Source organism: Microbacterium sp. EST19A (genome assembly GCF_019969685.1).
Lineage (GTDB): Bacteria > Actinomycetota > Actinomycetes > Actinomycetales > Microbacteriaceae > Microbacterium.
In genome coordinates this window covers 580,760-607,207 of record NZ_JAHXYZ010000001.1, presented here as the reverse complement: position 1 = coordinate 607,207, position 26,448 = coordinate 580,760, and the positions used below count along the sequence as shown (strand labels likewise).

Genomic DNA, 26,448 nt, shown 5'->3' with positions numbered 1-26,448 from the left:
AACCCCGTGACGACAAGCCCCGACCCACACGACCCGGCGCCACAAGCGCCGCAACCGAAGGAGTCCCCATGACCCGCAGGATGAGTATCGACGATGCCCTCGCTCTGACCGTTCCCAGCCAGCCCGCACTGTCGCCGGCCGGCGATCGGGTCGTGTACGTGCTCGGAGGGACGGATGCTGCCGCCGACAAGAGCACGAGCGCCCTGTGGATCGCCGAGGACGGTGCCACCCGCGCGCTGACCCGCGGCACGTCCGACTCGAGCCCGGTGTTCTCTCCCGACGGCGCGCACGTCGCGTTCCTGCGCGACGGTCAGCTGTGGACGCTGCCGCTCGCCGGTGGAGAGCCGCAGCAGCGCACGACGCTGCCGCTCGGCGCCGGTTCCGCGGTGTGGAGCCCCGACGGTACGAAGATCGCGTTCACGGCATCCGTCGTGCCGCTCTCGGCGCCCTCGGATGCCGTCGAGACGGACGAGCAGCGCGCCGAGCGCGAGAAGGCGCCGATCGCGACCGCGGGCATCGACTACCTCGCCGACGGCGCCTGGTTCACGCGCGGTGTGAGCGGACAGCTGCACGTCCTCGACATCGCCGACGGACAGGTGCGTCGCCTCACCGACGGCGTCGCGGGCGTGGGGAGCCCTGCCTGGTCGCCCGACGGATCGACCCTCGCCTACGTCGCCCGCCCCCGCGGCACCGACGACCTCGGCTTCCGTTCGGCGGTGCACGCGCTCGACCCGGCGGATCCCGCCGCCCGCTCGCGCGTGCTCGCCTTCGCCGAGGGCTTCGCGGGAACCGTCTCCTTCACGCCCGACGGCGAGAGCCTGCTCGTGGTGGGCTGGAACGGCGAACCCGACGCGCACGCCGGCCTCTTCCGTGTGGACCTCGGCTCGGGCGACGTGACCGACCTCGCCGCGAGCCTCGACCGCAACGTCATGCCCGGCGCACCTGCCTACCCGGGCGCGCTGCCGCAGGTGACGGCATCCGGCGACGTCCTCTTCGCGATCCGCGACCGCGGTGCCACCCACCTGTACGCGGTGCCGGTCGGCGGCGGCACGCCGCGCCACGTCCACGGCGGCACCGATGAGGTGGTCAGCGGACTCTCCGTCTCGGGCGACGTCGCGGCCATCGCCCTATCGACGCCGACCTCGTTCGGCGAGATCCTGCGGCTCGACCTCGCCGGAGGCGACGCCACCACTCTCACCGCGCACGGTGCGGCGCCCGAGGGCGTCGAGCTCTTCGTGCGCGAGAGCCGCGAGTTCACGATCAGCGACGGCACCGTGGTGCAGGGATGGATCGTGCGCGACCCGGCGGTCGAAGGCGCCACGCCGCTGCTCGTCGACGTGCACGGCGGACCACACAACTCCTGGAACGGTGCGGTGGACGAGATGCACGTCTACCACCAGCAGCTCGCCGCCGACGGCTGGACGATCGTCATGATCAACCCCCGCGGCAGCGACGGCTACGGCGAGGAGTTCTGGAAGGGCGTCAACGGCGCCTGGGGCGTCGACGACGCGAAGGACTTCCTCGAGCCGATCGACGAGCTCGTCGCCGAGGGGACAGCGGATGCCGCGCGCCTCGCGGTCGCGGGATACAGTTACGGCGGCTACATGTCGGCGTACCTCACCGGTCACGACGACCGCTTCGCCGCGGCCGTCACCGGCGGGATCGTGGCCGACCTGTTCAGCATGGGCGGATCGAGCGACGACGCGCACCTGCTCAGCCTGTTCGAGGTCGGCATCATGCCGTGGCAGTCCGAGGGCCGGGAGCGCCTGGCCGCGATGTCGCCGTACTCGCACGTCGAGCACGTCACGACGCCGACTCTGGTGCTGCACGGCGAGAAGGATCTGCGGTGCCCCGTGCACCAGGCGCAGCAGTGGCACTATGCGCTGCGGGAGCGCGAGGTCCCGACCGAGCTCGTCATCTACCCGGGCGGCAGCCACGTCTTCCCGCTGCTGGGCGCACCGAGCCATCGCGTCGACTACGCCCGCCGCATCGTGGAGTGGGTCGAGCGCTTCGCGGGCAGCACCGCCGGTGCACGCCCGGCCGCGATCGACGCCGCGCACTGGCAGCACCGCCTCGACGCCCTCGCCGCTCTGCACGGAGTTCCGGGCGCCGAGCTCGGCATCCTCCGCTTCGACGCCGACGGCGGCCACGACGATGTCGTCACGGTGGCCACCGGCACGCTGAACCGCAACCTGCCCGCGGCCTCGGGCACGGTGCTCACCGACTCGCTGTTCCAGATCGGCTCGATCTCGAAGGTGTGGACGGCGACCGCGATCATGCGGCTCATCGAACAGGGGAGCTTCACCCTCGACACCCCGGTGCGGGAGATCCTGCCCGGCGTGCGCCTGGTGAACGACGAGCTCACCGCCGGCGTGACCGTGCGCCACCTGCTCACCCACACGAGCGGCATCGACGGCGACGTCTTCACCGACACCGGCCGCGGCGACGACACGCTCGAGAAGTACACGGCGCTGTTCCCCGAGATCGGGCAGAACCATCCGCTCGGAGCGACCTGGTCGTACTGCAACTCCGGGTTCTCGCTGCTCGGGCGCATCATCGAGCAGGCCACCGGCAAGGTGTGGGACGAGGCGATGCGCGAGCTCATCTTCACGCCGCTCGGCCTGACGCACACCGTGACGCTCCCGGAGGAGGCGATCCTGCACTCCGCCGCGGTCGGTCACGTCGATGTCGGCGACGAGAGCGTGATCGCCCCGGTGTGGGCGCTGCCGCGGTCGCTCGGCCCCGCCGGACTCATCACCGCCCGCGCCGAGGACGTGCTCGCCTTCGCGCGCCTGCACCTGGCCGGCGGCGTCGCCGCCGACGGCACGCGGCTGCTGAGCGAGGACACCGTCTCCGAGATGCAGGCGTTCCATGCCGAGGTGCCTGACAAGCACGTGCTCGGCGACTCGTGGGGACTCGGCTGGATCCGCTTCGACTGGAACGGCGAGCGCCTGTACGGGCACGACGGCAACACGATCGGCCAGGCGGCGTTCCTGCGCATCCACGAGCCGTCGGGCGTCGCAGTGACGCTGCTCACGAACGGCGGCCACACGCGCGACCTGTATCAGGACCTCTACCGCGAGATCTTCGCGGAGCTGTCGGACGTGCAGATGCAGGAGTCGGTGCAGCCGCCGGCCGAGCCGGTCGACGTCGACATCACGCCGTACGTCGGCACCTACGAGCGCGCATCCGTGCGGGCCGAGGTGTTCGTCGGCGATGACGGGCCCGTGCTGCGCACGACCGTGCTCGGCCCGCTCGCCGAGCTCGAGCCCGACCCGGTCGACGAGTACCCGCTCACCCCGTTCAGCGACGGCGTCTTCGCCCTGCGCGCCCCGGGCACGCAGACCTGGATGACGGCGACGTTCTACACGCTGCCGACGGGCGAGGAGTACCTGCACTTCGGGGCACGCGCGACGCCGAAGGTGTCGACCGGCGCATGAGTCCCTCGCTGCAGCTCACCACCGAGACGCTGACGGAGGCGGCGATCATCGCCACCATCCGCCGGCTGATCGAGTGCGAGTCCCCCTCCGCCGACGATGACGCGGTAGCGCGCTCGGCCGACCTCGTCGCCGAGGTCGGCACCGAGCTGCTCGGCGTCGCGCCGGAGCGCATCGTCATCGACGGATGCACCCACCTGCGGTGGCGCTTCGGCGCCGCCACGCGGGTGCTGCTGCTCGCCCACCACGACACGGTGTGGCCCCTCGGCACGATCGAGCGGCTGCCCTACGGGATCGTCGACGGCGTGCTCCGCGGTCCCGGCTCGTTCGACATGAAGACGGGCCTCGCGATGGCGCTGCATGCGATCGCGTCGCTCGAGGACCGCGACGGCGTGACGCTGCTGGTCACGGGCGACGAGGAGACCGGATCAGCACGCTCGCGTGCGCTGATCGAGGAGACCGTGCGCGGAGCGTCCGGCGCGCTGGTGCCGGAGGCCTCGGCCGACGGCGGTGCGTGGAAGGCGGCCCGCAAGGGTGTGTCGATGTACGAGATCGCGGTGCAGGGGAGGGCGGCCCACGCCGGCCTCGAACCCGAGAAGGGCGTCAACGCCACGGTGGCGCTGGCGAACCTGGTGCTGCTCGCGTCCGGGCTGGGCGACCCCGAAGCCGGGACGACCGTGACTCCGACCTTCGCGTCGTCGGGCACGACCAGCAACACGGTGCCTGCGGAGGCGCGACTGTTCATCGACGTGCGGGCGTGGTCGGCCGCCGAGCTCGAGCGGGTGGACCGGGCGCTGCGCGCGTACGCGTCACCCGTGTCGGACGCGGTCATCGCGGTGCACGGCGGCATCAACCGTCCGCCGCTCGCCCGCGAGATGTCGCAGCCGCTGGTCGACCTCGCGCGCCGGCTCGGTGCGCAGCACGGACTCGCCGAGGTCGCGGCTGTCGCGGTCGGCGGGGGAAGCGACGGCAACTTCACTGCGGGCGCCGGGGTGCCCACCCTCGACGGTGTGGGGGCCGTCGGGGGCGGGGCGCACGCCGACGACGAACACGCGATCGTGGCGGAGATCCTTCCGCGCACGCGACTGCTGGCCGATATGGCGGCGGAGATATCGAGAACGGACGGGCCATGGCAGAACTGACGCGCGACGACGCGAACGTCACGACGGCGGTGCACGACGCGGAGCGGGCGGCCGCGGCATCCGGGGTGACCATCCGGGAGCTCTCCGCCGTCGCCGACCACGCCGCGGCGATAGACCTGCTGTCGCGGATCTGGCAGCGCGCACCCGAGAACCCGGTCGTCCCGCCCGAGCTGTTGCGCGCGCTCAGCAAGGCGGGCAATTACATCGGTGGCGCCTTCGCCGGGGACGAGCTGGTCGGCGTCGCGATCGCGTTCCACGCCGATCCCGGTCGCCATGCGCTCTACAGCCACATCGCCGGCATCTCGGCGGCGCACGCCGGGCACTCCGTCGGCTTCGCGCTGAAGCAGCACCAGCGCGCCTGGGCCCTCAGCCGCGGGATCGATGCGATCGAGTGGACCTTCGACCCGCTCGTCGCGCGCAACGCGCACTTCAACATCACGAAGCTCGGTGCGCGTCCGCAGGAGTACCTCTCCGACTTCTACGGGCCGATGGCCGACGGCGTGAACACGGATGACGAGACCGACCGGCTGCTGATCCGCTGGGAACTGCGCGATGCCGAGGTCTCGCTCCGTGCGGGCGGCACGCCGCTGCCTGCGGTGGAGCGGATGCCGGGCGACCTCACCGTCGCGGTGCCTGCCGACATCGAGAGGATCCGCCGCGAGGACCGTGCGGATGCGCAGCGCTGGCGTCTCCGCGTGCGCGAGGAACTCACCCGCGCTCTCGACGCCGGCGGCCGCATCGTCGGATTCGACCGCAGCGAGGGCTACATCATCCGACCCGAGAAGAGGACGCCGTGAGAATCGACGGGATCGAGCTGCGACGGGTGGCGATGCCGCTGGTGTCGCCGTTCCGCACATCGTTCAGCACGCAGACGGAGAAGAACATCCTGCTGGTCCGCGCCGTGGTCGACGGTGTCGAAGGGTGGGGGGAGTGCGTGACGCTGCCCGATCCGCGCTACTCGCCCGAGTACACCGACGGCGCCGTCGACATGCTGCGCCGCTTCATCATCCCCGCGCTGACCGGCGTCGAACTCGCCGGGGCGCACATGATCGGCGAAGTGCTGAAGCCGTTCAAGGGGCACCGGATGGCGAAGGCCGCGATCGAGACGGCCGTGCTCGACGCCGAGCTCCGCATCGAGGGCCGCTCGTTCGCGCGCGAGCTCGGCGCCGTGCACGACACCGTCCCGTGCGGGGTGTCGGTCGGCATCATGGACGAGATCCCGCGGCTGCTGGATGCCGTCGACGGCTACCTCGCCGAGGGGTACGTGCGCATCAAGCTGAAGATCGAACCCGGCTGGGATGTCGATGTCGTGCGCGCCGTGCGCGAGCGGTTCGGCGACGACGTGCTGCTGCAGGTCGACGCGAACACCGCGTACACGCTGCGCGACGCGCAGCACCTCGCCCGGCTCGACGACTTCGGACTCCTGCTGATCGAACAGCCGCTCGAGGAGGAGGACATCACAGGGCACGCCGACCTCGCGAAGCTGCTGCGCACGCCGATCTGCCTCGATGAGTCGATCACCTCGGCGCAGACCGCGGCGGCGGCGATCCGTCTCGGCGCCACGAGCGTCATCAACATCAAGCCGGGCCGCGTCGGAGGCTACCTGGAGGCCCGTCGCATCCACGACCTCGCGGTCGCGCAGGGTGTGCCCGTCTGGTGCGGCGGCATGGTCGAGTCAGGGCTCGGACGCGCCGCCAACGTCGCGCTCGCCGCGCTCCCCGGCTTCACGCTGCCCGGAGACGTCTCGGCCAGCGATCGCTTCTACAAGGTCGACCTGACCGAGCCGTTCGTGATGCGCGACGGCGCCCTCGCGGTGCCGCAGGGGCCTGGGCTCGGCGTCGCGCCCGTCCCCGAGATCCTCGACGAGCTCACGACCTGGACCGAATGGCTGCCGATGTGACAGGTGCCGATGTGACATTAGGCTCGCCGGTATGAGCCCGCTGTCGCGATCGAGCTGGGGACGCGTCTTCGACGATCTCGGTGTGACGCTGCTCGAAGTCGCGTACGGTCGCATCGACGTGGACCAGCAGATCGGCGGGGTCGTGATCCACGATCCTGTGGACGAACCCGTGTATCCGCAGAACGCGGTCGTGCTCGCGGTGGCGCTGCAGGATGCCGATGCGCTCGCCGCACTGGTGACCGAGGCCGGGAGCCGTGACGCCGTCGCGGTCGTGGTGCGCGCCTCGACCGAGCTGCCGGAGGCGGTGCGCGACGCGGCCGACCGGGCCGGGATCGCGATCCTCAACCTCGCACGCGGAGCGACGTGGACGCAGCTGGCGGCGCTGCTGCGCTCGCTGCTCGCGGAGGACGACGTCGGACAGACCCCGGCCGAGTCGCTCGGCGGCGTGTCGTCGGGCGACCTGTTCGCGGTGGCCAACGCGATCGCCGCGCTGCTCGACGCCCCCGTGACGATCGAGGATCGCTCGTCGAGGGTTCTCGCCTTCTCGGGCGGGCAGGAGCGCGCCGATCCTTCGCGCGTCGAGACCATCATCGGCCGGCAGGTGCCGGATCGCTACTCCCGTGTGCTGACCGAGATGGGCGTCTTCCGGGCGCTCTACCGCGACGACGCCCCGGTGCTCGTCGACCCGGTGGCGCTCGGCGAGGGCGTGTCGACGCAGCGCGTCGCGATCGCCGTGCGCGCCGGCGACGAGGTGCTCGGCTCGATCTGGGCCGCGATGGACGGTCCCCTCACCGAGGAGCGCTCCGCGACACTGCGCGACGCCACGAAGCTGGTCGCGCTGCATCTGCTGCGCATCCGTGCCGGCGCCGACGCCCAGCGCCGCCTGCGCGCCGAGCTCGTCAGCCGCGCGGTCAACGGGGCCGGGGTCAACGGCGGCGCCGACGCGCAGGATGCGCTCAATCGCCTCGGCCTGTCCGGCCGGAGGGTCTGGGTCACGGCCGCGGCCCTCGCACCGCGCGGCGGCGACGGCACCGAGCACGACTCGATCGCGGAGCGCGAGCGCCTCACCGACGCACTGGCTCTGCACCTCTCCGCGGTGCAGCAGGGGGCGGCGGTGGCCCTGGTCGGCGACACCGTCTACGGCATCCTCCCCGTGGCCGACGCGGCCGCCGAGGATCGCTCGGTCGGCCTCGCCGAGGACTTCCTGCACCGCGTCGGCGACCGCATCCCCGCGGTGATCGGCGTCGGACGCCCCGCCGCGACCGTCGCCGAGATCGCCCGCTCCCGCGCGGAGGCCCAGCGCGCCCTCCGGGTCGTGCTCGAACGCGTGTCCGGGCCGGGCGCCGACGACCTGTCCCGGGGCGGTGACATCGGTCGGCGCAGCGTCGCCCGGATCGGCGATGTCGAGACCGCCTCGCTGCTGCTCGATCTCCGGGACCTGCGCAGCTCCCGCGGCGACGTCGCCTCCGGCGTGCTCGCCCGTCTCATCGAGTACGACGCCCGCAACGACGCGCATCTGATCGACACCCTCGCCGCGTGGCTCGACCGGTTCGGCGACGTCACCGCTGCGGCCGCCGCGTGCTTCGTGCACCCGAACACCTTCCGCTACCGGCTGCGCCGGGTCGCCGAGGTGGGCGGCGTGGACCTCGAAGATCCGGATGCGCGGTTCGCGGCGATGCTGGAGATCCGCACGCTCCCGACCCGATGACGCCACTCGGGCAGAATGGACGGATGACCCGGACCCTCGCCCTCGAGATCGCCGTTCAGGACCCCGCGGGCGTGCGCATCGCCGCCGACGTCGGAGCCGCGCGCGTCGAGCTCGCGAGTGCTCTCGCGCTGGGCGGTCTGACGCCCTCGCCCGCGACACTGGAACTCGCGATCGAAGCCGCCGCGGAGAGCCCGGCGGGGAAGGGCACGGAGACCGCCGGTCCCGAGGTGCACGTCCTGATCAGGCCGCGCGCCGGCGGGTTCCACTACGACGCCGACGAGCTCGCGGTCTCCGAGCGCGACGTGCGCCGGGCGATCGCCGCCGGGGCCGACGGCGTCGTGATCGGCGCCCTCGACGCGGACGGACGTCTCGACGTCGTCGCCATGGCGAGACTGAGGGATGCCGCGCGCGGAGCATCCGTCACCCTCCACCGGGCCATCGACATGACGGCGGATCCGGTCGCGACCCTCCGCACCGCCCGAGAGCTCGGACTCCGTCGCGTGCTCACCTCGGGCGGAGCATCCGCCGCGATCGACGGCATCGACACCCTGCGTGCACTTGTCGCCGCGGCCGAGGGGCAGATCGAGGTCATGGCCGGCAGCGGCGTCGATGCGGCCAGTGCTCCGGTGCTCGCGGCCACCGGCGTCGATGCGATCCACTTCTCTGCGAAGCGCTCGGTGACGGCGACCGGCGGGGTGCGGATGGGATCGGCCTCCGACGGCGTCGGCGGATACGAGGTCACCGACCGCGACACCGCGCTCGCGGTCTGCGCCGCCCTCGGACGGTAACCTCCGGGAGCCCTCGGTCGGTAGGCTCTCCCCGTGACGGATACCCGCGAGTTCACCGACGCCCATGGCATCGCCATCGTCTACGACGTCCATCCGACCGCCTCGACACCACGAGGAGTCGTGCAGCTGCTGCACGGGGTCGGCGAGCACGCCGGTCGCTACGGCGCTCTCGTGACCGCCCTCACGGAGGCCGGGTTCATCGTGTACGCCGACGATCACCGCGGCCACGGCCGCACCGGCATCCGCCAGCACGACGGACCCGCGCGACTGGGGCATCTGGGCAAGGGCGGCCTGCGCGCGGCCGAGGACGCGATCTGGCAGCTGACCGGCATCATCCGCGACGAGAACCCCGATCTGCCCCTCGTGCTGTTCGGGCACTCGTGGGGTTCGTTCCTCGCGCAGAAGCTGGTCAACCACCACCCCGAGGCGTGGGACGCCGTGATCCTCTCCGGCTCGGCGCTGCTGACGCCGGGCACGCTCAACGCGGCGCCGCTGAACGCACGGTGGGCGAAGACGGAAGGGGCGACGGGGCTCGAATGGCTCAGCCGTGACCCGGCCGTCTGGGCCTCGTTCGACGAGGATCCGCTCACCACCGACGTGCCGCTGCTGAAGCTCTTCGGGCCGATCGAGGCGGCGAAGCTCTACGGCCGACCGGCGAAGGATCTGCGCTCCGCGCGCGACGGGAACGACATCCCGATTCTGCTGCTCGTCGGGCGCGACGATCCGGTCGGCGGCCCGCACAGCGTGCACAAGCTCGCCGACGAGTACCGGTCGCGGTCGGGCCTCGCGGATGTCACGACGCTGGTCTATCCCGACGCGCGGCACGAGATCCTCAACGAGCTCCAGCAGGACGAGGTGCGCGCCGACATCCTCGCCTGGCTCGACACGCGCATCCCGTCGCGCGAATAGCGCCGACCGCGCCGCATTCCCTTCGGAGTCGCGACGTTACGCACCGTGAAGGCGCGTGACGTCATCCGGGCGCGCGCCTCCGGCACCGCTCTACATTCGGACCAGGATTCCGCGGGAACGCGAGAGGGCGGTCGGATGAGCTTCGTCAGCGAATGGCGCGATTGGCATGCGGCGCGGGAACAGCTCGCGGGCTCGGAGTACGGACCCTCGGCGCTCGAGTCGACGAACTGGCTCATCACGATGCCCGCCGCGGTCGACGGCATCCCCGGGCTCTGGGCCCTGACCGGCGACGGCGGCATCCGCGGCAGCGAGCTCGGGCAGTCCGGCGCGACGGTCACGCTGCGCGGCACCCAGAGCTTCCGCCTCGGACGACGCGAGCTGCGCGTGTTCGACCGGCACGGCACTCTCGCCCTGCGCGTGCTGAACCCGGCCCGTCCGCAGCGCGAGTGGTTCACCGCGATCGACGCCTATGCGCCCGACGAGCGGTGGCGCCTGCCGGCCCGGTTCGAGGAGACACCGGGGGAGCAGGTCGTCATCACCGCGGTCGACGGCGCGGCGCGGGAGACCCCTGTCGCCGGCCGGCTGCACTTCGAGCTCACCGGCACGCCGCACACGCTGACCGTGACGCGAGGCTCGGACGGCGCTCTCCGTGCCGTCTTCGCCGACGGGACCAACGGCCTCGAGACGTACCGGTTCCGGTTCCTGCCGATCGAGGAGCCCGCCGCCGACGGCTCGGCGGTCATCGACTTCAACCGCGCCTACCTGCCGCCGTGCGCGTTCTCGGATCAGTTCGTCTGCCCGCTGCCGCCCCCGGGCAACCGGTACTCGACGCCCATCCGCGCCGGTGAGCGCGTGGTCGTGCTCGGCGGCTGACCCGCCGCAGAGCGGTCCGCGCGCCTTAAGCTGGAACCGTGCACGGAGAATACAAGGTCCCAGGAGGAAAGCTCGTCGTCGTCGACCTCGAAGTCGAAGACGACAGGATCGCCCGCTTCCGTCTGGCCGGTGACTTCTTCCTCGAACCCGACACGGCCCTCGAAGACATCAACGCCGCCGTCAACGGTCTCCCCGTGGAGTCCGATGCGACGGTCATCGCCGCGGCCGTCCGCAAAGCGCTGCCCGACGGCGCGCAACTGCTCGGGTTCACGCCGGAGGCCGTCGGCACCGCTGTGCGCCGGGCCCTGGTCACGGCTCCCGGCTGGCGCGACTTCGACTGGGAGATCGTGCACGACAAGGCCGTCTCGCCGCGCATGAACCTCGCCCTCGACGAGGTGCTCACGGCGCGCGTCGGCGAAGGGCGTCGTCGCCCCACCCTGCGCATCTGGGAGTGGGACGAGTCCGCCGTCGTCATCGGGTCGTTCCAGTCGTATCGCAACGAGGTCGACCCCGAGGGCGCGGCCCGGCACGGCTTCGACGTCGTGCGCCGCATCTCCGGCGGCGGGGCGATGCTCATGGCCGCGGGCCAGATCATCACGTACTCGCTGTATGTGCCGGCATCCCTCGTCGCGGGCATGACGTTCGCCGACTCGTACGCGTTCCTCGACGACTGGGTGCTGCAGGCGCTGCGGTCGGTCGGCGTCGACGCCGTCTACCAGCCGCTCAACGACATCGCGAGCCCGACCGGCAAGATCGGCGGCGCCGCGCAGAAGCGTCTCGCGAACGGCGGCGTTCTGCACCACGCCACGCTCTCCTACGACATCGACGGTCAGACCATGACCGAGGTGCTGCGCATCGGCCGCGAGAAGCTCAGCGACAAGGGCACGACGTCGGCCGCGAAGCGCGTCGACCCCCTGCGCAGCCAGACCGGACTCGCCCGCGCCGAGATCATCGAGCGCTTCAAGGACACCTTCCGCTCGCTGACGGATGCCGAGACCGGCACGATCACACCGGACGAGTACGCCGCCGCCGAAGCCCTCGTGGAGTCGAAGTTCTCCACCGAGGCCTGGTTGCATCGGGTGCCGTGACAGACCCCTCTCCGGGCGCCGTCACGATCATCGAGGGCGACAACCTCGCCATCGCGGCGACCCTGCCGGCGGCATCCTTCACCCTCGTCTATCTCGATCCGCCGTTCAACACCGGCCGCACGCAGGAGCGGCAGGTCGTCACCGCGCGGCGCGCGGGCGAGGAAGAGCTGGATGCCGCGACCGAGATCCGGCACGGATTCCACGGCCATGCGTACGAGCGGGTGCGCGGGATGCTGCGCACCTACGACGACCGCTTCGACGACTACGGCGCGTTCCTCATGCCGCGGCTCGAGGAGGCCTGGCGGCTGCTCGCCGACGACGGCACCCTGTATCTGCATCTCGACTACCGCGAGTCGCACTACGCGAAGGTGATGCTCGACGCGGTGTTCGGGCGCGACTGCTTCCTCAACGAACTCATCTGGGCATACGACTACGGCGCGAAGTCGCGCCGCCGTTGGCCGACCAAGCACGACACGATCCTCGTGTACGTGAAGAACCCGCGGGAGTACGTCTTCAACTCCGACGAGGTCGACCGCGAGCCGTACATGGCGCCAGGGCTGGTGACGGCTGAGAAGGCGGCGCGGGGCAAGCTCCCCACCGATGTGTGGTGGCACACGATAGTGCCGACGACCGGGCGCGAGAAGACCGGGTATCCGACGCAGAAGCCCGAGGGTGTCCTCCGCCGCATCGTGACGGCATCCAGCCGCCCCGGCGACCGCGTGCTCGACCTCTTCGCGGGCAGCGGTACGACCGGGGCGGTCGCGTCGGCGCTCGGCCGCGATGCGGTGCTCGTCGACGACAACCCCGAGGCCGTCCGCGTGATGACCGAGCGGATGCCGCACGCCGAGGTCACGCGCCTCACCGACTAGCCGCGCAGCCCCGGCATCCGTCGGGTCCCCGGGACACTTGTCGGGACTTTTCACGGATGCCGGGGGAAACGGCGATTCCGCCTGGCATTCGTGAAAAGTCCCGACGGATGTACCCCGGGCGGGCGGATGCCGGAACGGGCGGATGCCGGAACGGGCGGGTCAGGCCGGGCGCAGCAGCACGAGGAACTGCTCGATCTCGGCGGCCATGTCGAGTGTCGGGTCGAGCATCCACGCGGACTGGAGGCCGTCGGCGAGGGCGTGCATCGTTCGCACGATCCAGGCGGGGTCGAGGTCGTCGCGGAGCAGTCCGGCCTGCTGATCGGCGGCGACCTGGGCGAGGGTGAAGCTCTCGACGCGCGCCGTGCGGGCGCGGAAGTAGTCGTGTGCCGGATGCTCGGGATCGCCGGCCTCGGCCGCGAGCTGTGCGTACAGCTGCACGAGACCGGGGACCGAGGCATTGTGCCGTGTCACCGCGAGGAAGGCGGCGATCACGTCCTCGCCGGCGTACTCCTCCTCGTCGCGCTCGTCGCGCGCGCGCAGGATCGCGACGAAGAGCTCCTCCTTGGTGCCGAAGTAATGCAGGAGGCCGGCGGGGCTGAGGCCGGCGGCATCCGCGATCTCGCGCACCGAGGCCTTGCGGTACCCGTGCTCGGCGACGACCGACAGCGCTGCGGCGAGGATCTCCTCGCGCTTGGCGACGCCCTTCGCGTATGCCCCTCGAGTCGCCATGGCTCCAGGGTATCCGTCACGACTCGATCACAAAAACCGAACAACGTTCGTGAATCACTTGCGCGCTCCGCGGCCCATCTGTCACGATATCCGATGAATACCGAATGACGTTTGGTATTCATTCCGAATCCGCTCAACGAGGAGCCGACATGTCCGTGTCCCCGCTCGACCCCACCACCGAACTCGCCCCGACCGGCAGCATCCGCTCGGTCCCACCCGGTGCCGGTGAACCGGCCGCCAGCCCGCCCGCGAACCGGCGCCTGCTGCCCAGCCTGCTGATCGCCTCGCTCACCCTGTTCGCCACGTACGGCGGACTCATCGCGATCCTGCTGCCGAGCCAGGTGCTGCTCATCGACGAGGCGAACAAGGTCGGCAACCTCGCCCTCGTCACCACGATCTCGTTCGTCTTCACGCTGTTCGCGCAGCCCATCGTCGGCGCGCTGAGCGACCGCACGCGTTCGCGCTTCGGGCGGCGGGTGCCGTGGATGGTCATCGGCGCGATCGTCGGCGGGATCTTCCTCTTCGGTCTCGGATCGCTGAGCGACATCCTCTGGATCACCGTGTTCTGGGTCGTGATCCAGGTCGCGCTCAACTTCTTCCAGGCGCCGCTCACCGCGATCACCGCCGACCGCTTCCCGCGCGCCAAGCGCGGCGGGGCGAGCGCCATGATCGGCCTCGGCACCCAGCTCGGGATGACCGTCGGCATCATGCTCGCCGGCGCGTTCGCCGCGCAGATCGGCATCGGATACTCGGCGTTCGGCGGTGCGGTGATCGTCGCCGCGCTGCTCTTCGCTCTCGTCAACCGGGACTGGTCGTCGAAGGATGCCGCGGTCGATGCGTTCCGCTGGGGCGCGTTCTTCCGGGGGTTCTGGATCGACCCGCGCCGCCACCCGGACTTCGCCTGGGCGTTCGCCGCGCGCTTCCTGCTGATCCTCGGCTACTTCGTCGTCACGTCGTACCAGCTCTACATGCTCACCGACTACATCGGGATGCCGCTGGCCGATGCCCAGGGCGCCGTCGTGACGCTCACGCTCGTGGCCTTCGTTCCCACCCTCATCGCGATCGCCCTGTCGGGCTGGTGGAGCGACAGGGTCGGACGCCGCAAGGTGTTCATCTACGCGGCATCCGTCGTCATGGTCGCCGGGCTCGCGATGCCGCTGCTGCAGCCGAACATGACCGGGATGATCCTGATGAGCATCATCAACGGCATCGGCTTCGGGCTGTACATGTCGGTGGACGCCGCACTGATGACCGAGGTGCTGCCGAACGAGGGGGTCTCGGCGGGCAAGGACCTCGGCATCCTCAACGTCGCGACGAACGTGCCGCAGGCGCTGAGTCCCGCCATCGGGGGAGTGATCATCACGGCGCTGGGCGGATACGCGACGCTCTTCGTGTTCGCGATCGTCTTCGTGATCCTCGCCGCCGTCGCCACCGCGCCGATCAAGGGAGTGCGCTGATGCTCAGGAACGAACAGGAGAATGCTGTGATGACCGACACCGACACCGACTTCGTCGAGGTGACCACCGTCGCCGGGCGGGTGCGCGGACGCTGGCGTCCGACGACGGGTTGCCGCGGGAATCAGCGATCGGCGGCGTTCCTCGGCATCCCGTTCGCAGAGCCGCCGGTCGGTGAGCGGCGCTTCCAGGCGCCGGTGCCGAAGGCGCCCTGGGCGGGGGTGCGCGATGCGCTCGAGTTCGCACCGACCACGCAGCGTGGAGATCCCGGCGTGACTCTCATCCCGGAGCCGAGCGTGCCGGGCGAGGCGACGCTGAACGTCAACGTCTTCACACCTGCCCCGACGACCGCAGAGGCGGGCGCCGGTCTCCCGGTGCTCGTCTGGATCCACGGCGGCGGGTACTTCGCCGGTTCACCGGCCAGCCCCTGGTACGACGGCCGCAACTTCAACCGCGACGGGGTCGTCACGGTGTCGATCTCGTACCGGCTCGGCTTCGACGGCTTCGGCTGGATCGAGGATGCCCCGTCGAACCGCGGCGTGCGCGACTGGCTGCTCGCGCTCGAATGGGTGCAGCAGAACATCGCGGCCTTCGGCGGCGACCCCTCGCGCGTGACCATCGCCGGGCAGTCCGCCGGGGGAGGAGCAGTCCTGACGCTGCTCGGGATGGAGAAGGCGCAGCACCTGTTCCACGGCGTCTACGCGATCTCGGGCGCGCTCGCCGACGTGTCGGCGGAACGCGCGGAGAGGTTCGGGCGCGGGCTCGCCGTGGCCGCCGGCGTCGAGCCGACCGTCGCCGGGTTCTCCGCGCTGAGCGAGGATCGCGTCCTGGCTCTGCAGAAGAAGGCCACGCAGCTCGGGCCGTCGTCGCTCGCGACGGTGGTCGACGAAGGGCTGCCGCTCGGCCCCTGCATCGACGGGGACCTGCTGCCCCGCTCGACGAGGGAATCGCTGCGCGCGGGCGTCGGTGCCGACAAGCCGCTCGTTCTCGGCGCGACCGACGACGAGTTCACGATGGCGTTCGCCGGCGCTGCAGCGAAGGCGCTGCGCTGGGTGCCGCAGAACTTCCTGCTCGCGAAGCTCGGTCTGCCCCGGAGTACGCGAGCCGCGTACCTCGCGGCGAACGCCGAGGTCGCCGACCGGGGCAAGGCGCGTCTCGCCGGAAGGCTCCTGACCGACCGGATGTTCCGCACGGCGCTGCTGAAGGTGGTCGCCGACCGCGGTGACGCGCCGACCTGGGTGTATCGCTTCGCCTGGCCGTCGGGACACTTCGGCTTCGCCGAGCACTGCCTCGACGTGCCGTTCTTCTTCGACTGCCTGGACGGTCCGGCGATGGAGCCCCTGGCGGGGCCGAATCCGCCGCAGGACCTTGCCGATGAGCTGCACGGGGCGGCGGTCGCGTTCATCGCGAGCGGCGATCCGGGCTGGCCGCGGCACGAGGGGACAGGCGGTATCGCGCGGGTGTACGACACGCCTACGCGCGATCTCGCCGACGCCTACGCCTCGGTGCGTCCGCTGCTGGGCGCCGCGTCGTGACCGCGGTGCAGACGGCCGGGTCTCCGACCCGGCCGGTGAAGGTCGCGCGCCCGCGGTGGATGCTGTGGACGGCGCTCGGGCTGCTCGCCGTGTTCGTCGCGCTGGCCCTCGGGGTGCTCGCCGCTCCGGATGCTCCGTGGTCGCAGGCACTCGACGACCTCTGGCGCGGTCTCGTCGGCGTCGGCCCGGACTCATGGCTGCCCGGCTTCGCGCTGGCGCAGATGTTCCAGCATCTCGGTCAGCTTCCGGGTGCCGTGCTGATGATGATCCTGCTTCCCCTGGCACTGGTGCTGGTCGGACGCTGGCGCTCGGCACTCTTCGTGATCGCCGTGCAGCTGGCCGGCCCCGGACTGCTCTCGCAGCTGACGAAGAACCTCGTCGACCGGCCGCGTCCGGCCGAGGACACGGTGGCGGGGCTCTTCGGGCCGCTGGTGCAGGTCGACCACGGGTCGTTCCCGTCGGGTCACTCGGTGAGCATGGCGGCGATCATCATCACGGTGCTCGCGCTGATCCCGGCATCCGCCGTGTGGACGCGACGGATCTGGATCGTCGTCGGCATCCTGCTGGCGGCGGGAATGGTGTGGCAGCGCACGCTCATCAACGCGCACTGGTTCACCGACACGTGCGCCGGGCTGATCGGCGGTGCCGCCGTCGCCGTGCTGCTGTGGTGGGCGTTCCTGCCCTGGCTCCGGCGCGATCACGAGCGCCGCGTGTGGTTCCTGCGGAAGGCGGATGCCGCGGGCTGAGGGGTTCCGCGGTCAGGCGACGCGGTAGGCCCGGTACAGCACCGCGCTCGCTCGGCGGCGGGCGACGGCGAGGAACAGGCTCCGCTGGAGGTAGTCGAGTGATGCAGAGGATGTCTCCACGGCGACCGTCGTGCGGAAGGAGTAGCTTCGCGGATCGACGTCCTCACCGCGACCCAGACGCTCCAGGATCTCGGCGGGTCCGGTTCGCAGGCCCTTCGCATGCAGCAGGAGGAGATCTCCGTCGGTCGTCCGCGCGGAGTACCGGCTGTCGATCTCGATCGTGCCGTCAGGGCGGACCACCTGCCAATCCGCCCCACCGGGAAGGATCTCCGCCTCGACCGCCCCCGTGATGTGCCCGCCGAGTATCGGCACGACGCGGCGGTGGCCGGCGCTGGTGACGCGATGGTCCTCCAGCGGCCCGAGGTCGACGGTCACGTCGAACGCGATGTCCAGGGTCGGCGTGGGCAGGGAATCGTGACGACGACGGTCCGCTCCGCTCGGCTCGGCGCTCATCGGCTCGGAGTGAGCGACGGGCGCTCGTTGAGGATCGACGGGAGGAAGCCCGCGGCGGCCTTGTAGTCGGCCGCGATCTGCTCGCGCTCGGCCGCGGGGACGATCTCGTCGATGTCGTCGAAGCCCCGCGGGGCGCGCTCGTACGCGAGCTGCATGACGCGTTCCGGCCCGGTTGCGCGCGTTCCGGCGAGCAGAGCCGTCATGGCAGGACGGCGAGCGTCCTCGTAGCCCGCGAGCCCTTCGTCGATGGTGTCGGCCGTCGACAGATGGAACGCCAGAGTGCGCGCGTCGAGGATCGCCTGCGAGCCCCCGTTCGATCCGTTCGGATACATCGCGTGCGCCGCATCGCCGAGGAGCGTCGTGCGACCGAAGGTCCACCGCGGCAGGGCGTCCCGGTCGACCATCGGGTATTCGAGGATCTCCTCTGCCCCGGCGATGGCGGCGGGCACGTCCAGCCAGTCGAAGCGCCAGTCGCGGAACAGCTCGGCGATCGGCGCGGGGTCGACCGACCGGTTCCAATCAGCGTCGCCCGTGCCGCCGATCCGACGCTCAGCGATGAAGTTCACCAGCATCCGTCCGTCCTCTTCGGGCTCGGAGAGCGGATAGGCGACGAACTTCTGCTCGGCGTCTCCCGCCATGATCATGGTGCGGCCGTCGAGGAAGGCCGGGATGCGCGTCACGCCGCGCCAGAGAGTCAGGCCGCTCCACGGAGGTGCGCCCTCATCCGGGTAGCGTAGGGCGCGCAGCGCCGAGTGGATGCCGTCAGCGCCGATGATCACGTCGGCGGTTGCTTCGACCGTGCCACCTTCGGTGGTGAAGCCCGCCGTCTCGGATCCGTCGTCGTTCGAGACGACCTCGGTGAGGCGGTGCCCGAGGCGGATCGGCTCCGCCAGCCGGGCTTCGGCCAGATCGCGCAGCGCGAGTTGCAGTCGTCCGCGGTGCACCGACAGCTGCGGCCAGCGGTATCCGGCGGCGATTCCGCGCGGCTCGCTCCACACCTCCTGGCCGTATCGGTTGAAATAGGCGAGGGTGCGTGGCTCGACGCCGAGCTCGGCGATGCTGTCGGCGACTCCGAGCTCGGTGAGCTCGCGCAGGGCGTGCGGCAGCAGGTTGATGCCGACGCCGAGTCCGCGGATCGCGGCACTGCGCTCATACACGGTGATGTCGCGCAGCCCGGCTTCGTGCAGACTGACCGCAGCGGCGAGCCCGCCGATGCCTGCGCCGACGATGATGATCTTCATCGATGTCTCCTGGTCTCCGCCCCGGGGAGCGGTTGGTGAAAGGGTTTCAAGCCGACTCGTGCACGATGCGCCCGGCCACGACGGTCAGGGCGTTGCCCACGCCGATGAGCGCATCCGTCGGGATCGCGAACGGATCGACGGTCGACACGACGACGTCGGCACGCGCGCCGACGCGCAGCACGCCACCTCCGCCGAGGACCAACTCGGCCGATCCGCTCGTGTAGGCCGCCAACGCCTCGGTCAGCGTCAGCCGCTGCGTGGCGTCGAGCGGCTCGCTCGGCGTTCCGTCTTGCCCGGGCAGCGTGCGGTTGACGGCGACGTGGATCGCCAACCACGGATCCGCGGGCGAGACCGGCCAATCCGAGCCCATCGCGAGCGCGGCGCCGCTGTCGGCGATCGAGCGGAACGGGTAGCCGGCGCGCATGCGCGCCTCCCCGATCATGGGCACGACGGCCGGATCGTTCGACGCCCACAGCCCCTGGATGTTGGCGGTGATCCCGAGCGGACCGAACCGACGGGCGTCGTCGGGGTGCACCATCGAGAGGTGGGCGAAGTGATGACGCTGCCCCGTGCCGTTGGTGCGTCTGGCGGCTTCGACGGCCGCGAGAGCCACGCGGATTCCGCGGTCGCCCATGATGTGCAGGTGCATCGCGAAGCCGACAGCGTCGAGCCCGACGACGAGAGCCTCGAGCGCCTCGGCGTCGATGTGCAGCTCGCCGCTGCCGGCATGACTGCAGTACGGCTCGAGCAGGGCTGCCGTCTCGCCGTGCGGCACGCCGTCGACCATGGCTTTCGCGGTCGACGTGTCGAAACCTGCCGCCGCGTTCTCCGCGCGCAGCGCGACGAACCGCTCGATCAGTGCAGGGACGTCACCGATCGCGGTGCCCCGCGGTACCCAGAGTGCGCCCGAGGTGCGGCTGCGCAGCGTGCCGTCGGCGATCGTCGCCAGGTACGCGCCGGTGCAGTCCGCCTTCCCGTTGTACTCGCCCAGGATCGCCTCGTGCCATCCGGTGATGCCGAGGGTCCAGAGGAACTCCTGGGCGTTCAGGATCCCGGCCGCGATCTCGGCATCCGTCGCCGGTGGCACCACACGGCCCACGAGCTCGGCAGCGCTCTCGTTCAGATAGCCCGTCGGCTCGCCGTCGTCATCGCGATGGATGTGTCCGTTCAGCGGGGTCGGAGTGTCGCGGTCGACACCGGCGAGCTCGAGCGCGCGGGAGTTCACCCAGAGGGTGTGGTGCCCGGCGTCGCTGAGCGCGACCGGTCGGTCGGGCACGATCGCGTCGAGCTGCTGCCTGGTCGGATGCGGGAACAGCTCGTGGCTCCATCCGCCGCCGGTGACCCACTCGGTGCCGGTCGTCTCGGCCGCCTGCGCGATCAGCGCCAGTGTCTCGTCGACCGTGGTCGCGCCGGTCAGATCGCAGCTGAGCCGCTCGACGCCGGCGAATGCGGCGTGGATGTGGGCGTCCACGAAACCCGGCAGGATCCCACCACCGGCAGCATCCACGATGCGGGTGTCCGTTCCCGCGAGCGCCCGGATCTCGGCATCCGAGCCGATCGCGAGGATGCGCTCGCCGCGGATCGCGACGGCGGTGTCCGCCGTGCCGATCCTGCCGTCGAACACGCGGCCGCCGACGATGCACACGTCGGCCGGGGTCGTGGAGGTCATGGTCGTTCTCCTTCTGATGCGAGGGTTCGTGCTGATGCGAGGGTTCGTGCTGATGCGAGCGGTCGTGCTGCTGCGAGGGATCGTTGCGAGTGGTCCATCCCGGTCACACCACCCGGAAGACGCGGATCACGACCTGGTCGTCTTCGGGACGGGCGTAGCCGATGAACTGCGATTCCGCGAGCCAGCGCAGGTCGTCGGCGTCGGTCTGGAAGACGAAGGCGGTGCGGTAGTAGAGGTCCTCCTCGCGCGGTGCCTCGCCCGACTCGAACCGTTCGATCGCCGCCGCGTTGGCGCGCCAGTAGCCGCGGTTCACGACGTCGACCACGTGGCCGTCGATCTCGACGAGGTAGCGGGCGTCGAGCTGCGTCGTCACCCCGTGGTCGATCCACCAGTCGCCGCCCCCCGGCAGCACCGTGCCCTCCGTGCGGGGGCTGACGAGGCGGCCTCCGGTGATCGGCGTGAAGTGCAGCTGCCCGCCCTCGCCCCGGCCGATCCGTCGAGGCGGCGCCACGTCGACCTGCAGCTCGAAGCAGTACTCCAGCGCGGGCGTCATCAGCTCGGGTTCGGTCATCGCCGGCTCCTTCTCGTGTGTCGGTCTCGTCCGATCGTAGGGATCGGGGTCGTGCGCAGGGGGATGCGGCGCTGCGGCACCCAGCCCGCGCGAGGGATCGAGTCCAGGAGCAGACGGGTGTAGTCGGCCTGCGGATCGTCGAGCACGGACGCCGTGTCGCCGTGCTCCTCCATCCGCCCGTCGCGCATCACCACGACCTCATCGCACAGTCGGCGGATCACCGTCAGGTCGTGCGTGATCATGAGAAGAGCGACCCCGGTGTCGAGCCGGATGCGCTCCAGCAGGGTGAGGACCTCGACCTGGGTCGTGACGTCGAGGGCCGACACCGCCTCGTCGAGCACGAGGATCCGCGGTTCGGCGGCGAGAGCGCGGGCGATCGCCACCCGCTGTCGCTGTCCGCCAGAGAGGGAACGCGGGCGGACGTCCAGCAGAGCGTCATCGAGGCGCACCGCCGCCATCAGCTCCGTCACTCGGGCGGCGACCGCCGACCGGTCGTCAGCGCGTCGGTGCACGCGCACGGCCTCGGTCAGGCACTGCCGCACGGTCTGCCGCCGGTCGAGTGACTGATACGGGTCCTGGAACACCATCTGCACGGCCTTCGCGCGGGCGCGCCGCTCGGCGCCGGAGCGAGCCGGGGTGCTCCAGTCCTCGCCCGCGACGTGGACGGTGCCGGCATCCGCCCTCTCCAGGCCGCAGATGATGCGCGCGGTCGTGGACTTCCCCGAGCCGGACTCGCCGACGATGCCGAGCGATCCACCGGCGGAGAGAGCCAAGGTCACGTCGTCGACGGCGGTGAGGATCTCATGCCCGGCGCCGTGGGCGGCACGCACCCGGAACGACTTCCTCAGGCCATCCACCCGCAGCACGGGATGGTCGTCGAGTGCGGCCTCGGGAGCGACGAGCAGAGGTGCGTCCGCATCGAGCGATGCGGACATCAGGATGCGCGTGTAGTCCTCGGTCGCGTCCCGGCGCATGGTCGCCGCCTGGAGGGTCTCGATCGTGCGGCCCTCCTTCATGACGACGACGCGGTCGCATACGGCGCCGGCGAGCGCCAGGTCGTGCGTGATGAACAGCAGCGACAGGTCGCGGTGGCGGCGCAGGTCGCCGATGACCGCCATGACCTCTTCCTGCGTCGTCACGTCGAGAGCCGTGGTGATCTCGTCGGCGAGCAGCAGACGCGGGTCCATGGCGAGGGTCGAGGCGATCATCACGCGCTGGAGCAGTCCGCCGGAGAGTTCGGCGGGGCGCTGCCGCAGTCGGCGCGCCGGTGAGGGGACGCCCACCTCGTCGAGCAGTTCGATGGCGCGCCGCTCGGCCGCCGCAGGAGCGACGCCGCCCACCATGATCAGAGCCTCGGTCAGGAAGTCGCCGATCGTGCGCAGCGGATTGAGGTGCGCGCGCGGGGTCTGGAACGCCATGCCGATCCGGTGGGCGCGAAGGTCGCGCCGTGCGCGCTCGTCGAGAGCGGCAAGGTCCTGCCCCTCCACGGCGATGGTGCCGCCGGTCGTGAAGCTCTCCGGCAGGAGGCCCGCGATCGCGCGGACGCTGAGGGTCTTGCCCGATCCGGACTCCCCGACCAGGCCCACCGATTCGCCCAGGGCGACGTCGAGGGTGCAGTCGTGCACGAGCGTGCGGGGGCCCTCGGGCGTCGGCATCGCGATCTCCAGGCCGCGCAGCTGCAGCACGGGTGCCGTCATCGTTCCTTCTCCTCTGCCCAGGTGGTGGCGCGGGCGCCGATGATGCCGACGGAGAGAACCGTCACGACGATGAGCAGCGCGGGGAACAGCGACTGCTCGGGAGCACCCGCGAGGATCGCCGCCTGTCCGCCGGCGATCATCGAACCCCAGTCCGCTGCGGGCGGCTGCTGGCCGAGGCCGAGGAACGAGATCGCGGCCAGGTCGAGCATCGCGTACCCGAAGCCCACCGTCGCCTGAGCGGCGACGACGGGGACCAGTGCCGGGACCAGATGCCGGAAGCAGATGGCCGCGCTCGACACTCCCTGCACGCGGAGCGCAGCGATGTACGGCCGCCCGAGTTCGCGGGAGGCCGCGGTCTGGGTGAGACGCGCCACGACCGGGATGTAGGCGATCGACAGAGCGACGACGGGAGCGACGAGCCCCTTGCCGAACATGGCCACCGCGAGCACTGCCAGCACGAGCCCGGGGATCGCGAAGATCACGTCGATCACCCGGGCGATGGTGCCTCGCACCAGACCGCCGAACCACGCGGCGGTGACCGCGAGAGTCATGCCGAGGATCGTGGAGAGCACGACCACGACCACCGGGGCGACGATGCTGGACGCCGCGCCGGTCAGCACGCGCGAGAGGATGTCGCGTCCCAGGTCGTCGGTGCCGAAGAGGTGATCGAGAGAGGCGGGGCCGTTCGGTGTGCCTGCGTACAGCAGGTCGGGCGGATACGGGGCGATCCAGCGACCGGCGATGACGATCACGGCCACGAGGGCGAGTACGACGACGGCGGCGACGACAAGCGGGTCACGCTGCGCGAGGCGGCGGGTGGCGGCCGGGAGGCGCCCTGCCGCGAGCTGCCCGACGCTCATGCGCTCCTCCTCGATCGTGCGGAGTCGGGATCGATGACGGCGGCGAGCAGATCGGCGACCGCGTTGAGCACCACGAAGAGCGCGACGAGCAGGAGCGAGACGATCTGCACCACGGGGAGATCCTTCCGGGCGGCGGCCTCAGTCAGGAGAGAGCCGACGCCGCCGAGTCCGAACGCCTGCTCCGCGATGGCCGAGGCCGCGAACAGGCCGGCGATCGTGGTTCCCGAGATGGCGAGGATCTGCGGGGCGGCGTTGTGGAACACGTGCCGACGGAACACCCGGTTCCACGGGATGCCGCGCACGCGCGCGGTCTCGACGTGCTCGGAGTGCAGCTGCGCGACGAGCGCGCTGCGGGTCACGCGGCTGACGTACGCGATGAACATCAGCGCGAGCGAGACGGCGGGCAGCACGAGATGCCAGAGCCGATCGAGGCCGTCCTGCCCGGCGCCGAAGGTCGGGAACCACCCGAGCGACGTCGCGAAGATCCAGATCAGGAGGATCGCGACGATGAACGTCGGCATCGCCATCCCCAGCGAGGTCGCCATCGAGACGGCCATGTCGGTGCGGCGACCGCTGATGGCCGCGAGGACGCCGGAGCCGAGACCGAACACCGCGATCAGGGTGGCGGTCAGCAGCACGAGCTGGAACGTCACCGTGAACCGTGCGCCGACCAGGGCCGCGACATCCGTCTTGTAGACGAACGACTGTCCGAAGTCACCGGTGAGCACGCCGCCGAGCCAGTGCGCGTACTGCAACCAGACGGGGTCGTCGAGGCGGTACTCGGCGCGGATCGCCGCCACGAGCTCCGGCGTCGGACGAGCGCCCCCCGCCAGCGCCGCCACCGGGTCTCCCGGCGTCAGCAGCAACGCCGAGAAGATGATGACGCTGGCGAGGAACAGGGTGAGCACGAGTCCGCCCACCTTGCCGAGCACTGTCCTGATCATGATCCGCTTCCGTCTCGTCTGCCGGGTCGGCTCACTCGCCGCCGAGGTGCAGCGCCCAAGGGGAGCTGTAGATGGCGACGGAGGTGGTGATCCCGGTCAGATCGTTCGACAGGTAGGTGAGGTGGTGGGCGCCGGCGAGCGTCACCTGCAGCTGATCTCCGGCGAACACCTCCTGCGCCTTCACGAAGGCGTCGGCCGCAGCGGCGGGATCGGTCGACGTGCGCGCGGCCTGCAGGTCGGCGGTCACCTCGTCGTTCGAGTATCCGGACCAGTTGAAGATTCCGCCCAGTTCCGCCGGCAGCATGAAGAGCTGAGGGTAGCCGAGCACTCCTGGCACCTCGAGGTAGCCGACCGTCGAGACGAAGTCGACGCCCGCGCGCAGCTCCGGCGAGTAGAAGAGGGCGCCGAAGTCGGCGGGCTGCCGCTCGTCGATCGTGATGGTGAGCCCGATGTCCTTCGCCGCGCTCTGTACGATGGCGGCCGTCTGGGAGAACTCCTTGGCTCCGGCAGGGATCGCCAGCACCAGCGGCACGGACGTGTCGACGCCGGACTCGGCGATCAACTCCTTCGCCCGGTCGAGGTCGACCTCGGGTGCGGGCAGTGCGTCGTAGGCCTCTTGATACACGTCGTGCGCCTCCATGCCGCTGAACACGAACGGTGGCACGATCGTCTTCTGAACTTCTCCGAGTCCCTGCAGCACGGTGTCGATGTAGACGTCGCGGTCGATCGCGAGGCTCAGCGCCTGCCGCACGCGGGGGTCAGCGGCGGCGCTGTCGGCGGATGTCGGACCGAAGCTGTAGGACGCGGTCGACGGGCCGACGATCAGCCTTCCTGCGTCCCCCTCGGCCTCGAAACTCTGGCGGGAGCCGGGCGGCACGTTGAACGCCCCGTCGATCTCGCCGGCCGTCAAGGCCGAGGTGAGGGTCGCGCCGTCGGTCACGAAGACGAACCGGATGCGTTCGGTGAGCGGGGCGCCGTTCCAGTAGTCGGGGTTGGCGACGACGGAGATCTCGGTGCCGGGCTTCCAGTCCTCGAGCCGGTACGGTCCGGCGCAGAGCAGTCCTCCGCCGGATGTGCCGAGCTCCTGACCGGCCGCCTCTCCGAACGCCTGGCTCATCACGGCTCCGCCGCCACCGCCGAGAGCGTCGCGGAAGGTGGAGTCCGGTGCCGTGAAGTGCACCAGCACCGTGTCGTCGTCCGTCGCCTCGATGCTCGAGATCAGGGCGAAGGCCGCGTACCACTGTGACGCGGGGGTGCGGTTGCGCTCGAGGCTGTAGGCGACGTCGGATGCCGTGACCGGAGTGCCGTCCCAGAAGGTGACGCCGTCGCGGACCGTGATCTCGAACGTCACCGGGTCGATCCATTCCGCGATCTCGGCGATTCCGGCCTCGAGTGTGAAGTCGGGCTCGACGGTCAGCAGACTGTCGCAGAGGTTCGGGATGATCACGTTCGCCGAGGAAGCCGGGTCCAGCGTCTGGGGCTCGCCCTCGACGACGGCCCAGGTGACCTCGTCGACCGGTGCGGTCGCGGCGGGAAGGGCGGTCACGAGCGAGGTCGGATCGACCTGCTCGGCGTTCTCGGTCGTGTTGGCGCGCGGGGCACAGGCGGTGGCGGCGAGAACGGTCGCGGTCGCCAGGGCGGCGACGGCGATGAGTCGGCGTCGGGTGGTGCGGGTCATGTCGGGTCCTCTCGGGTGCGTGCAACGGAGGTGGTGCGGGCAGTGCGGAGGTGGTGCGGGTGGTGCGGAGGTGGTGTGGGTGGTTTGGAGGTGGTGC

General features: G+C 70.9%; 22 protein-coding genes. 13 read left to right on the top strand and 9 right to left on the bottom strand.

Translation table 11 applies throughout. The features are described from left to right. Positions 1-68: 68 nt before the first annotated feature. The 10 genes from LC452_RS03070 (at position 69) to LC452_RS03025 (ending at position 12,714) form a co-directional block, all read left to right on the top strand. Positions 69-3,440 (top strand): serine hydrolase, encoded by a 3,372-nt coding sequence (locus tag LC452_RS03070; protein WP_223622553.1) that lies wholly within the window; start codon positions 69-71, stop codon positions 3,438-3,440. Beyond that, positions 3,437-4,579: a M20/M25/M40 family metallo-hydrolase gene (locus tag LC452_RS03065; RefSeq protein WP_223622552.1), complete on the top strand. Its 1,143-nt coding sequence runs from the start codon at positions 3,437-3,439 to the stop codon at positions 4,577-4,579. Before LC452_RS03070 ends, LC452_RS03065 begins: the two co-directional genes overlap by 4 nt. Beyond that, positions 4,567-5,376, top strand: a complete 810-nt coding sequence (locus tag LC452_RS03060) for a GNAT family N-acetyltransferase (protein ID WP_223622551.1) — start codon at positions 4,567-4,569, stop codon at positions 5,374-5,376. The genes LC452_RS03065 and LC452_RS03060 overlap by 13 nt, the downstream gene beginning before the upstream one ends. Before the next feature lie 32 nt (positions 5,377-5,408). Then, a complete protein-coding gene (menC, locus tag LC452_RS03055) occupies positions 5,409-6,479 on the top strand; it encodes an o-succinylbenzoate synthase (protein WP_263293876.1) in 1,071 nt (356 codons plus the stop codon). 31 nt (positions 6,480-6,510) lie between these two features. Further along, positions 6,511-8,187: a CdaR family transcriptional regulator gene (locus LC452_RS03050; protein WP_223622549.1), complete on the top strand. Its 1,677-nt coding sequence runs from the start codon at positions 6,511-6,513 to the stop codon at positions 8,185-8,187. 23 nt (positions 8,188-8,210) lie between these two features. Continuing rightward, positions 8,211-8,975 (top strand): copper homeostasis protein CutC, encoded by a 765-nt coding sequence (locus LC452_RS03045; protein WP_223622548.1) that lies wholly within the window; start codon positions 8,211-8,213, stop codon positions 8,973-8,975. 33 nt (positions 8,976-9,008) lie between these two features. Further along, on the top strand, positions 9,009-9,884 hold the full coding sequence (locus tag LC452_RS03040; RefSeq protein ID WP_223622547.1) for an alpha/beta fold hydrolase: 876 nt from the start codon (positions 9,009-9,011) through the stop codon (positions 9,882-9,884). Between the two features lie 135 nt (positions 9,885-10,019). After that, positions 10,020-10,757: a DUF1684 domain-containing protein gene (locus tag LC452_RS03035; protein ID WP_223622546.1), complete on the top strand. Its 738-nt coding sequence runs from the start codon at positions 10,020-10,022 to the stop codon at positions 10,755-10,757. Positions 10,758-10,795: 38 nt separating this feature from the next. Then, positions 10,796-11,845, top strand: a complete 1,050-nt coding sequence (locus LC452_RS03030) for a biotin/lipoate A/B protein ligase family protein (protein ID WP_223622545.1) — start codon at positions 10,796-10,798, stop codon at positions 11,843-11,845. Further along, positions 11,842-12,714, top strand: a complete 873-nt coding sequence (locus tag LC452_RS03025) for a site-specific DNA-methyltransferase (protein ID WP_223622544.1) — start codon at positions 11,842-11,844, stop codon at positions 12,712-12,714. The genes LC452_RS03030 and LC452_RS03025 overlap by 4 nt, the downstream gene beginning before the upstream one ends. A 159-nt stretch (positions 12,715-12,873) precedes the next feature. On the opposite strand, the gene LC452_RS03020 is transcribed toward LC452_RS03025, so the two are convergent. After that, positions 12,874-13,443, bottom strand: a complete 570-nt coding sequence (locus tag LC452_RS03020; protein ID WP_223622543.1) for a TetR/AcrR family transcriptional regulator — start codon at positions 13,441-13,443, stop codon at positions 12,874-12,876. A gap of 149 nt (positions 13,444-13,592) precedes the next feature. Between LC452_RS03020 and LC452_RS03015 the strand changes: the two genes are divergently transcribed. Genes LC452_RS03015 through LC452_RS22025 form a run of 3 tightly spaced genes read left to right on the top strand, consistent with a single transcriptional unit; the run spans position 13,593 to position 17,178 of the window. Beyond that, positions 13,593-14,900 (top strand): MFS transporter, encoded by a 1,308-nt coding sequence (locus tag LC452_RS03015; protein ID WP_223622542.1) that lies wholly within the window; start codon positions 13,593-13,595, stop codon positions 14,898-14,900. 29 nt (positions 14,901-14,929) lie between these two features. Continuing rightward, positions 14,930-16,432: a carboxylesterase/lipase family protein gene (locus LC452_RS03010; protein ID WP_223622541.1), complete on the top strand. Its 1,503-nt coding sequence runs from the start codon at positions 14,930-14,932 to the stop codon at positions 16,430-16,432. Continuing rightward, positions 16,429-17,178: a phosphatase PAP2 family protein gene (locus LC452_RS22025; RefSeq protein ID WP_223622540.1), complete on the top strand. Its 750-nt coding sequence runs from the start codon at positions 16,429-16,431 to the stop codon at positions 17,176-17,178. The genes LC452_RS03010 and LC452_RS22025 overlap by 4 nt, the downstream gene beginning before the upstream one ends. Positions 17,179-17,190: 12 nt before the next feature. Here LC452_RS22025 and LC452_RS03000 read toward each other — a convergent pair whose 3' ends face one another. The 8 genes from LC452_RS03000 to LC452_RS02965 form a co-directional block, all read right to left on the bottom strand. Beyond that, complete coding sequence (locus LC452_RS03000; RefSeq protein ID WP_223622539.1) at positions 17,191-17,691, bottom strand: DUF3237 domain-containing protein; 501 nt, start codon at positions 17,689-17,691, stop codon at positions 17,191-17,193. Next, positions 17,688-18,932, bottom strand: a complete 1,245-nt coding sequence (locus LC452_RS02995; RefSeq protein ID WP_223622538.1) for a flavin-dependent oxidoreductase — start codon at positions 18,930-18,932, stop codon at positions 17,688-17,690. Before LC452_RS02995 ends, LC452_RS03000 begins: the two co-directional genes overlap by 4 nt. 46 nt (positions 18,933-18,978) lie before the next feature. Beyond that, a complete protein-coding gene (locus tag LC452_RS02990) occupies positions 18,979-20,601 on the bottom strand; it encodes an amidohydrolase (RefSeq protein WP_223622537.1) in 1,623 nt (540 codons plus the stop codon). Positions 20,602-20,704: 103 nt separating this feature from the next. After that, the gene (locus LC452_RS02985; RefSeq protein WP_223622536.1) at positions 20,705-21,172 is read right to left on the bottom strand and encodes a DUF3237 domain-containing protein; all 468 of its coding nucleotides are present in this window, start codon (positions 21,170-21,172) and stop codon (positions 20,705-20,707) included. After that, the gene (nikE, locus tag LC452_RS02980; RefSeq protein ID WP_223622535.1) at positions 21,169-22,869 is read right to left on the bottom strand and encodes an ABC transporter ATP-binding protein; all 1,701 of its coding nucleotides are present in this window, start codon (positions 22,867-22,869) and stop codon (positions 21,169-21,171) included. The genes LC452_RS02985 and nikE overlap by 4 nt, the downstream gene beginning before the upstream one ends. Further along, positions 22,866-23,729, bottom strand: a complete 864-nt coding sequence (locus LC452_RS02975) for an ABC transporter permease (protein ID WP_223622534.1) — start codon at positions 23,727-23,729, stop codon at positions 22,866-22,868. Before LC452_RS02975 ends, nikE begins: the two co-directional genes overlap by 4 nt. Then, positions 23,726-24,673: an ABC transporter permease gene (locus LC452_RS02970; RefSeq protein WP_223622533.1), complete on the bottom strand. Its 948-nt coding sequence runs from the start codon at positions 24,671-24,673 to the stop codon at positions 23,726-23,728. Before LC452_RS02970 ends, LC452_RS02975 begins: the two co-directional genes overlap by 4 nt. 31 nt (positions 24,674-24,704) lie before the next feature. Beyond that, positions 24,705-26,351 (bottom strand): ABC transporter substrate-binding protein, encoded by a 1,647-nt coding sequence (locus tag LC452_RS02965; RefSeq protein ID WP_223622532.1) that lies wholly within the window; start codon positions 26,349-26,351, stop codon positions 24,705-24,707. Positions 26,352-26,448: the final 97 nt, after the last annotated feature.

Bases quoted from the DNA above. Each gene is read 5' to 3' on its own strand.
- LC452_RS03070 (WP_223622553.1), top strand. From the start codon at position 69: ATGACCCGCAGGATGAGTATCGACGATGCCCTCGCTCTGACCGTTCCC.
- LC452_RS03065 (WP_223622552.1), top strand. From the start codon at position 3,437: ATGAGTCCCTCGCTGCAGCTCACCACCGAGACGCTGACGGAGGCGGCG.
- LC452_RS03060 (WP_223622551.1), top strand. From the start codon at position 4,567: ATGGCAGAACTGACGCGCGACGACGCGAACGTCACGACGGCGGTGCAC.
- menC (WP_263293876.1), top strand. From the start codon at position 5,409: ATGCCGCTGGTGTCGCCGTTCCGCACATCGTTCAGCACGCAGACGGAG.
- LC452_RS03050 (WP_223622549.1), top strand. From the start codon at position 6,511: ATGAGCCCGCTGTCGCGATCGAGCTGGGGACGCGTCTTCGACGATCTC.
- LC452_RS03045 (WP_223622548.1), top strand. From the start codon at position 8,211: ATGACCCGGACCCTCGCCCTCGAGATCGCCGTTCAGGACCCCGCGGGC.
- LC452_RS03035 (WP_223622546.1), top strand. From the start codon at position 10,020: ATGAGCTTCGTCAGCGAATGGCGCGATTGGCATGCGGCGCGGGAACAG.
- LC452_RS03020 (WP_223622543.1), bottom strand. From the start codon at position 13,443: ATGGCGACTCGAGGGGCATACGCGAAGGGCGTCGCCAAGCGCGAGGAG.
- LC452_RS03015 (WP_223622542.1), top strand. From the start codon at position 13,593: ATGTCCGTGTCCCCGCTCGACCCCACCACCGAACTCGCCCCGACCGGC.
- LC452_RS03010 (WP_223622541.1), top strand. From the start codon at position 14,930: ATGACCGACACCGACACCGACTTCGTCGAGGTGACCACCGTCGCCGGG.
- LC452_RS03000 (WP_223622539.1), bottom strand. From the start codon at position 17,691: ATGAGCGCCGAGCCGAGCGGAGCGGACCGTCGTCGTCACGATTCCCTG.
- LC452_RS02995 (WP_223622538.1), bottom strand. From the start codon at position 18,932: ATGAAGATCATCATCGTCGGCGCAGGCATCGGCGGGCTCGCCGCTGCG.
- LC452_RS02990 (WP_223622537.1), bottom strand. From the start codon at position 20,601: ATGACCTCCACGACCCCGGCCGACGTGTGCATCGTCGGCGGCCGCGTG.
- LC452_RS02985 (WP_223622536.1), bottom strand. From the start codon at position 21,172: ATGACCGAACCCGAGCTGATGACGCCCGCGCTGGAGTACTGCTTCGAG.
- nikE (WP_223622535.1), bottom strand. From the start codon at position 22,869: ATGACGGCACCCGTGCTGCAGCTGCGCGGCCTGGAGATCGCGATGCCG.
- LC452_RS02975 (WP_223622534.1), bottom strand. From the start codon at position 23,729: ATGAGCGTCGGGCAGCTCGCGGCAGGGCGCCTCCCGGCCGCCACCCGC.
- LC452_RS02970 (WP_223622533.1), bottom strand. From the start codon at position 24,673: ATGATCAGGACAGTGCTCGGCAAGGTGGGCGGACTCGTGCTCACCCTG.
- LC452_RS02965 (WP_223622532.1), bottom strand. From the start codon at position 26,351: ATGACCCGCACCACCCGACGCCGACTCATCGCCGTCGCCGCCCTGGCG.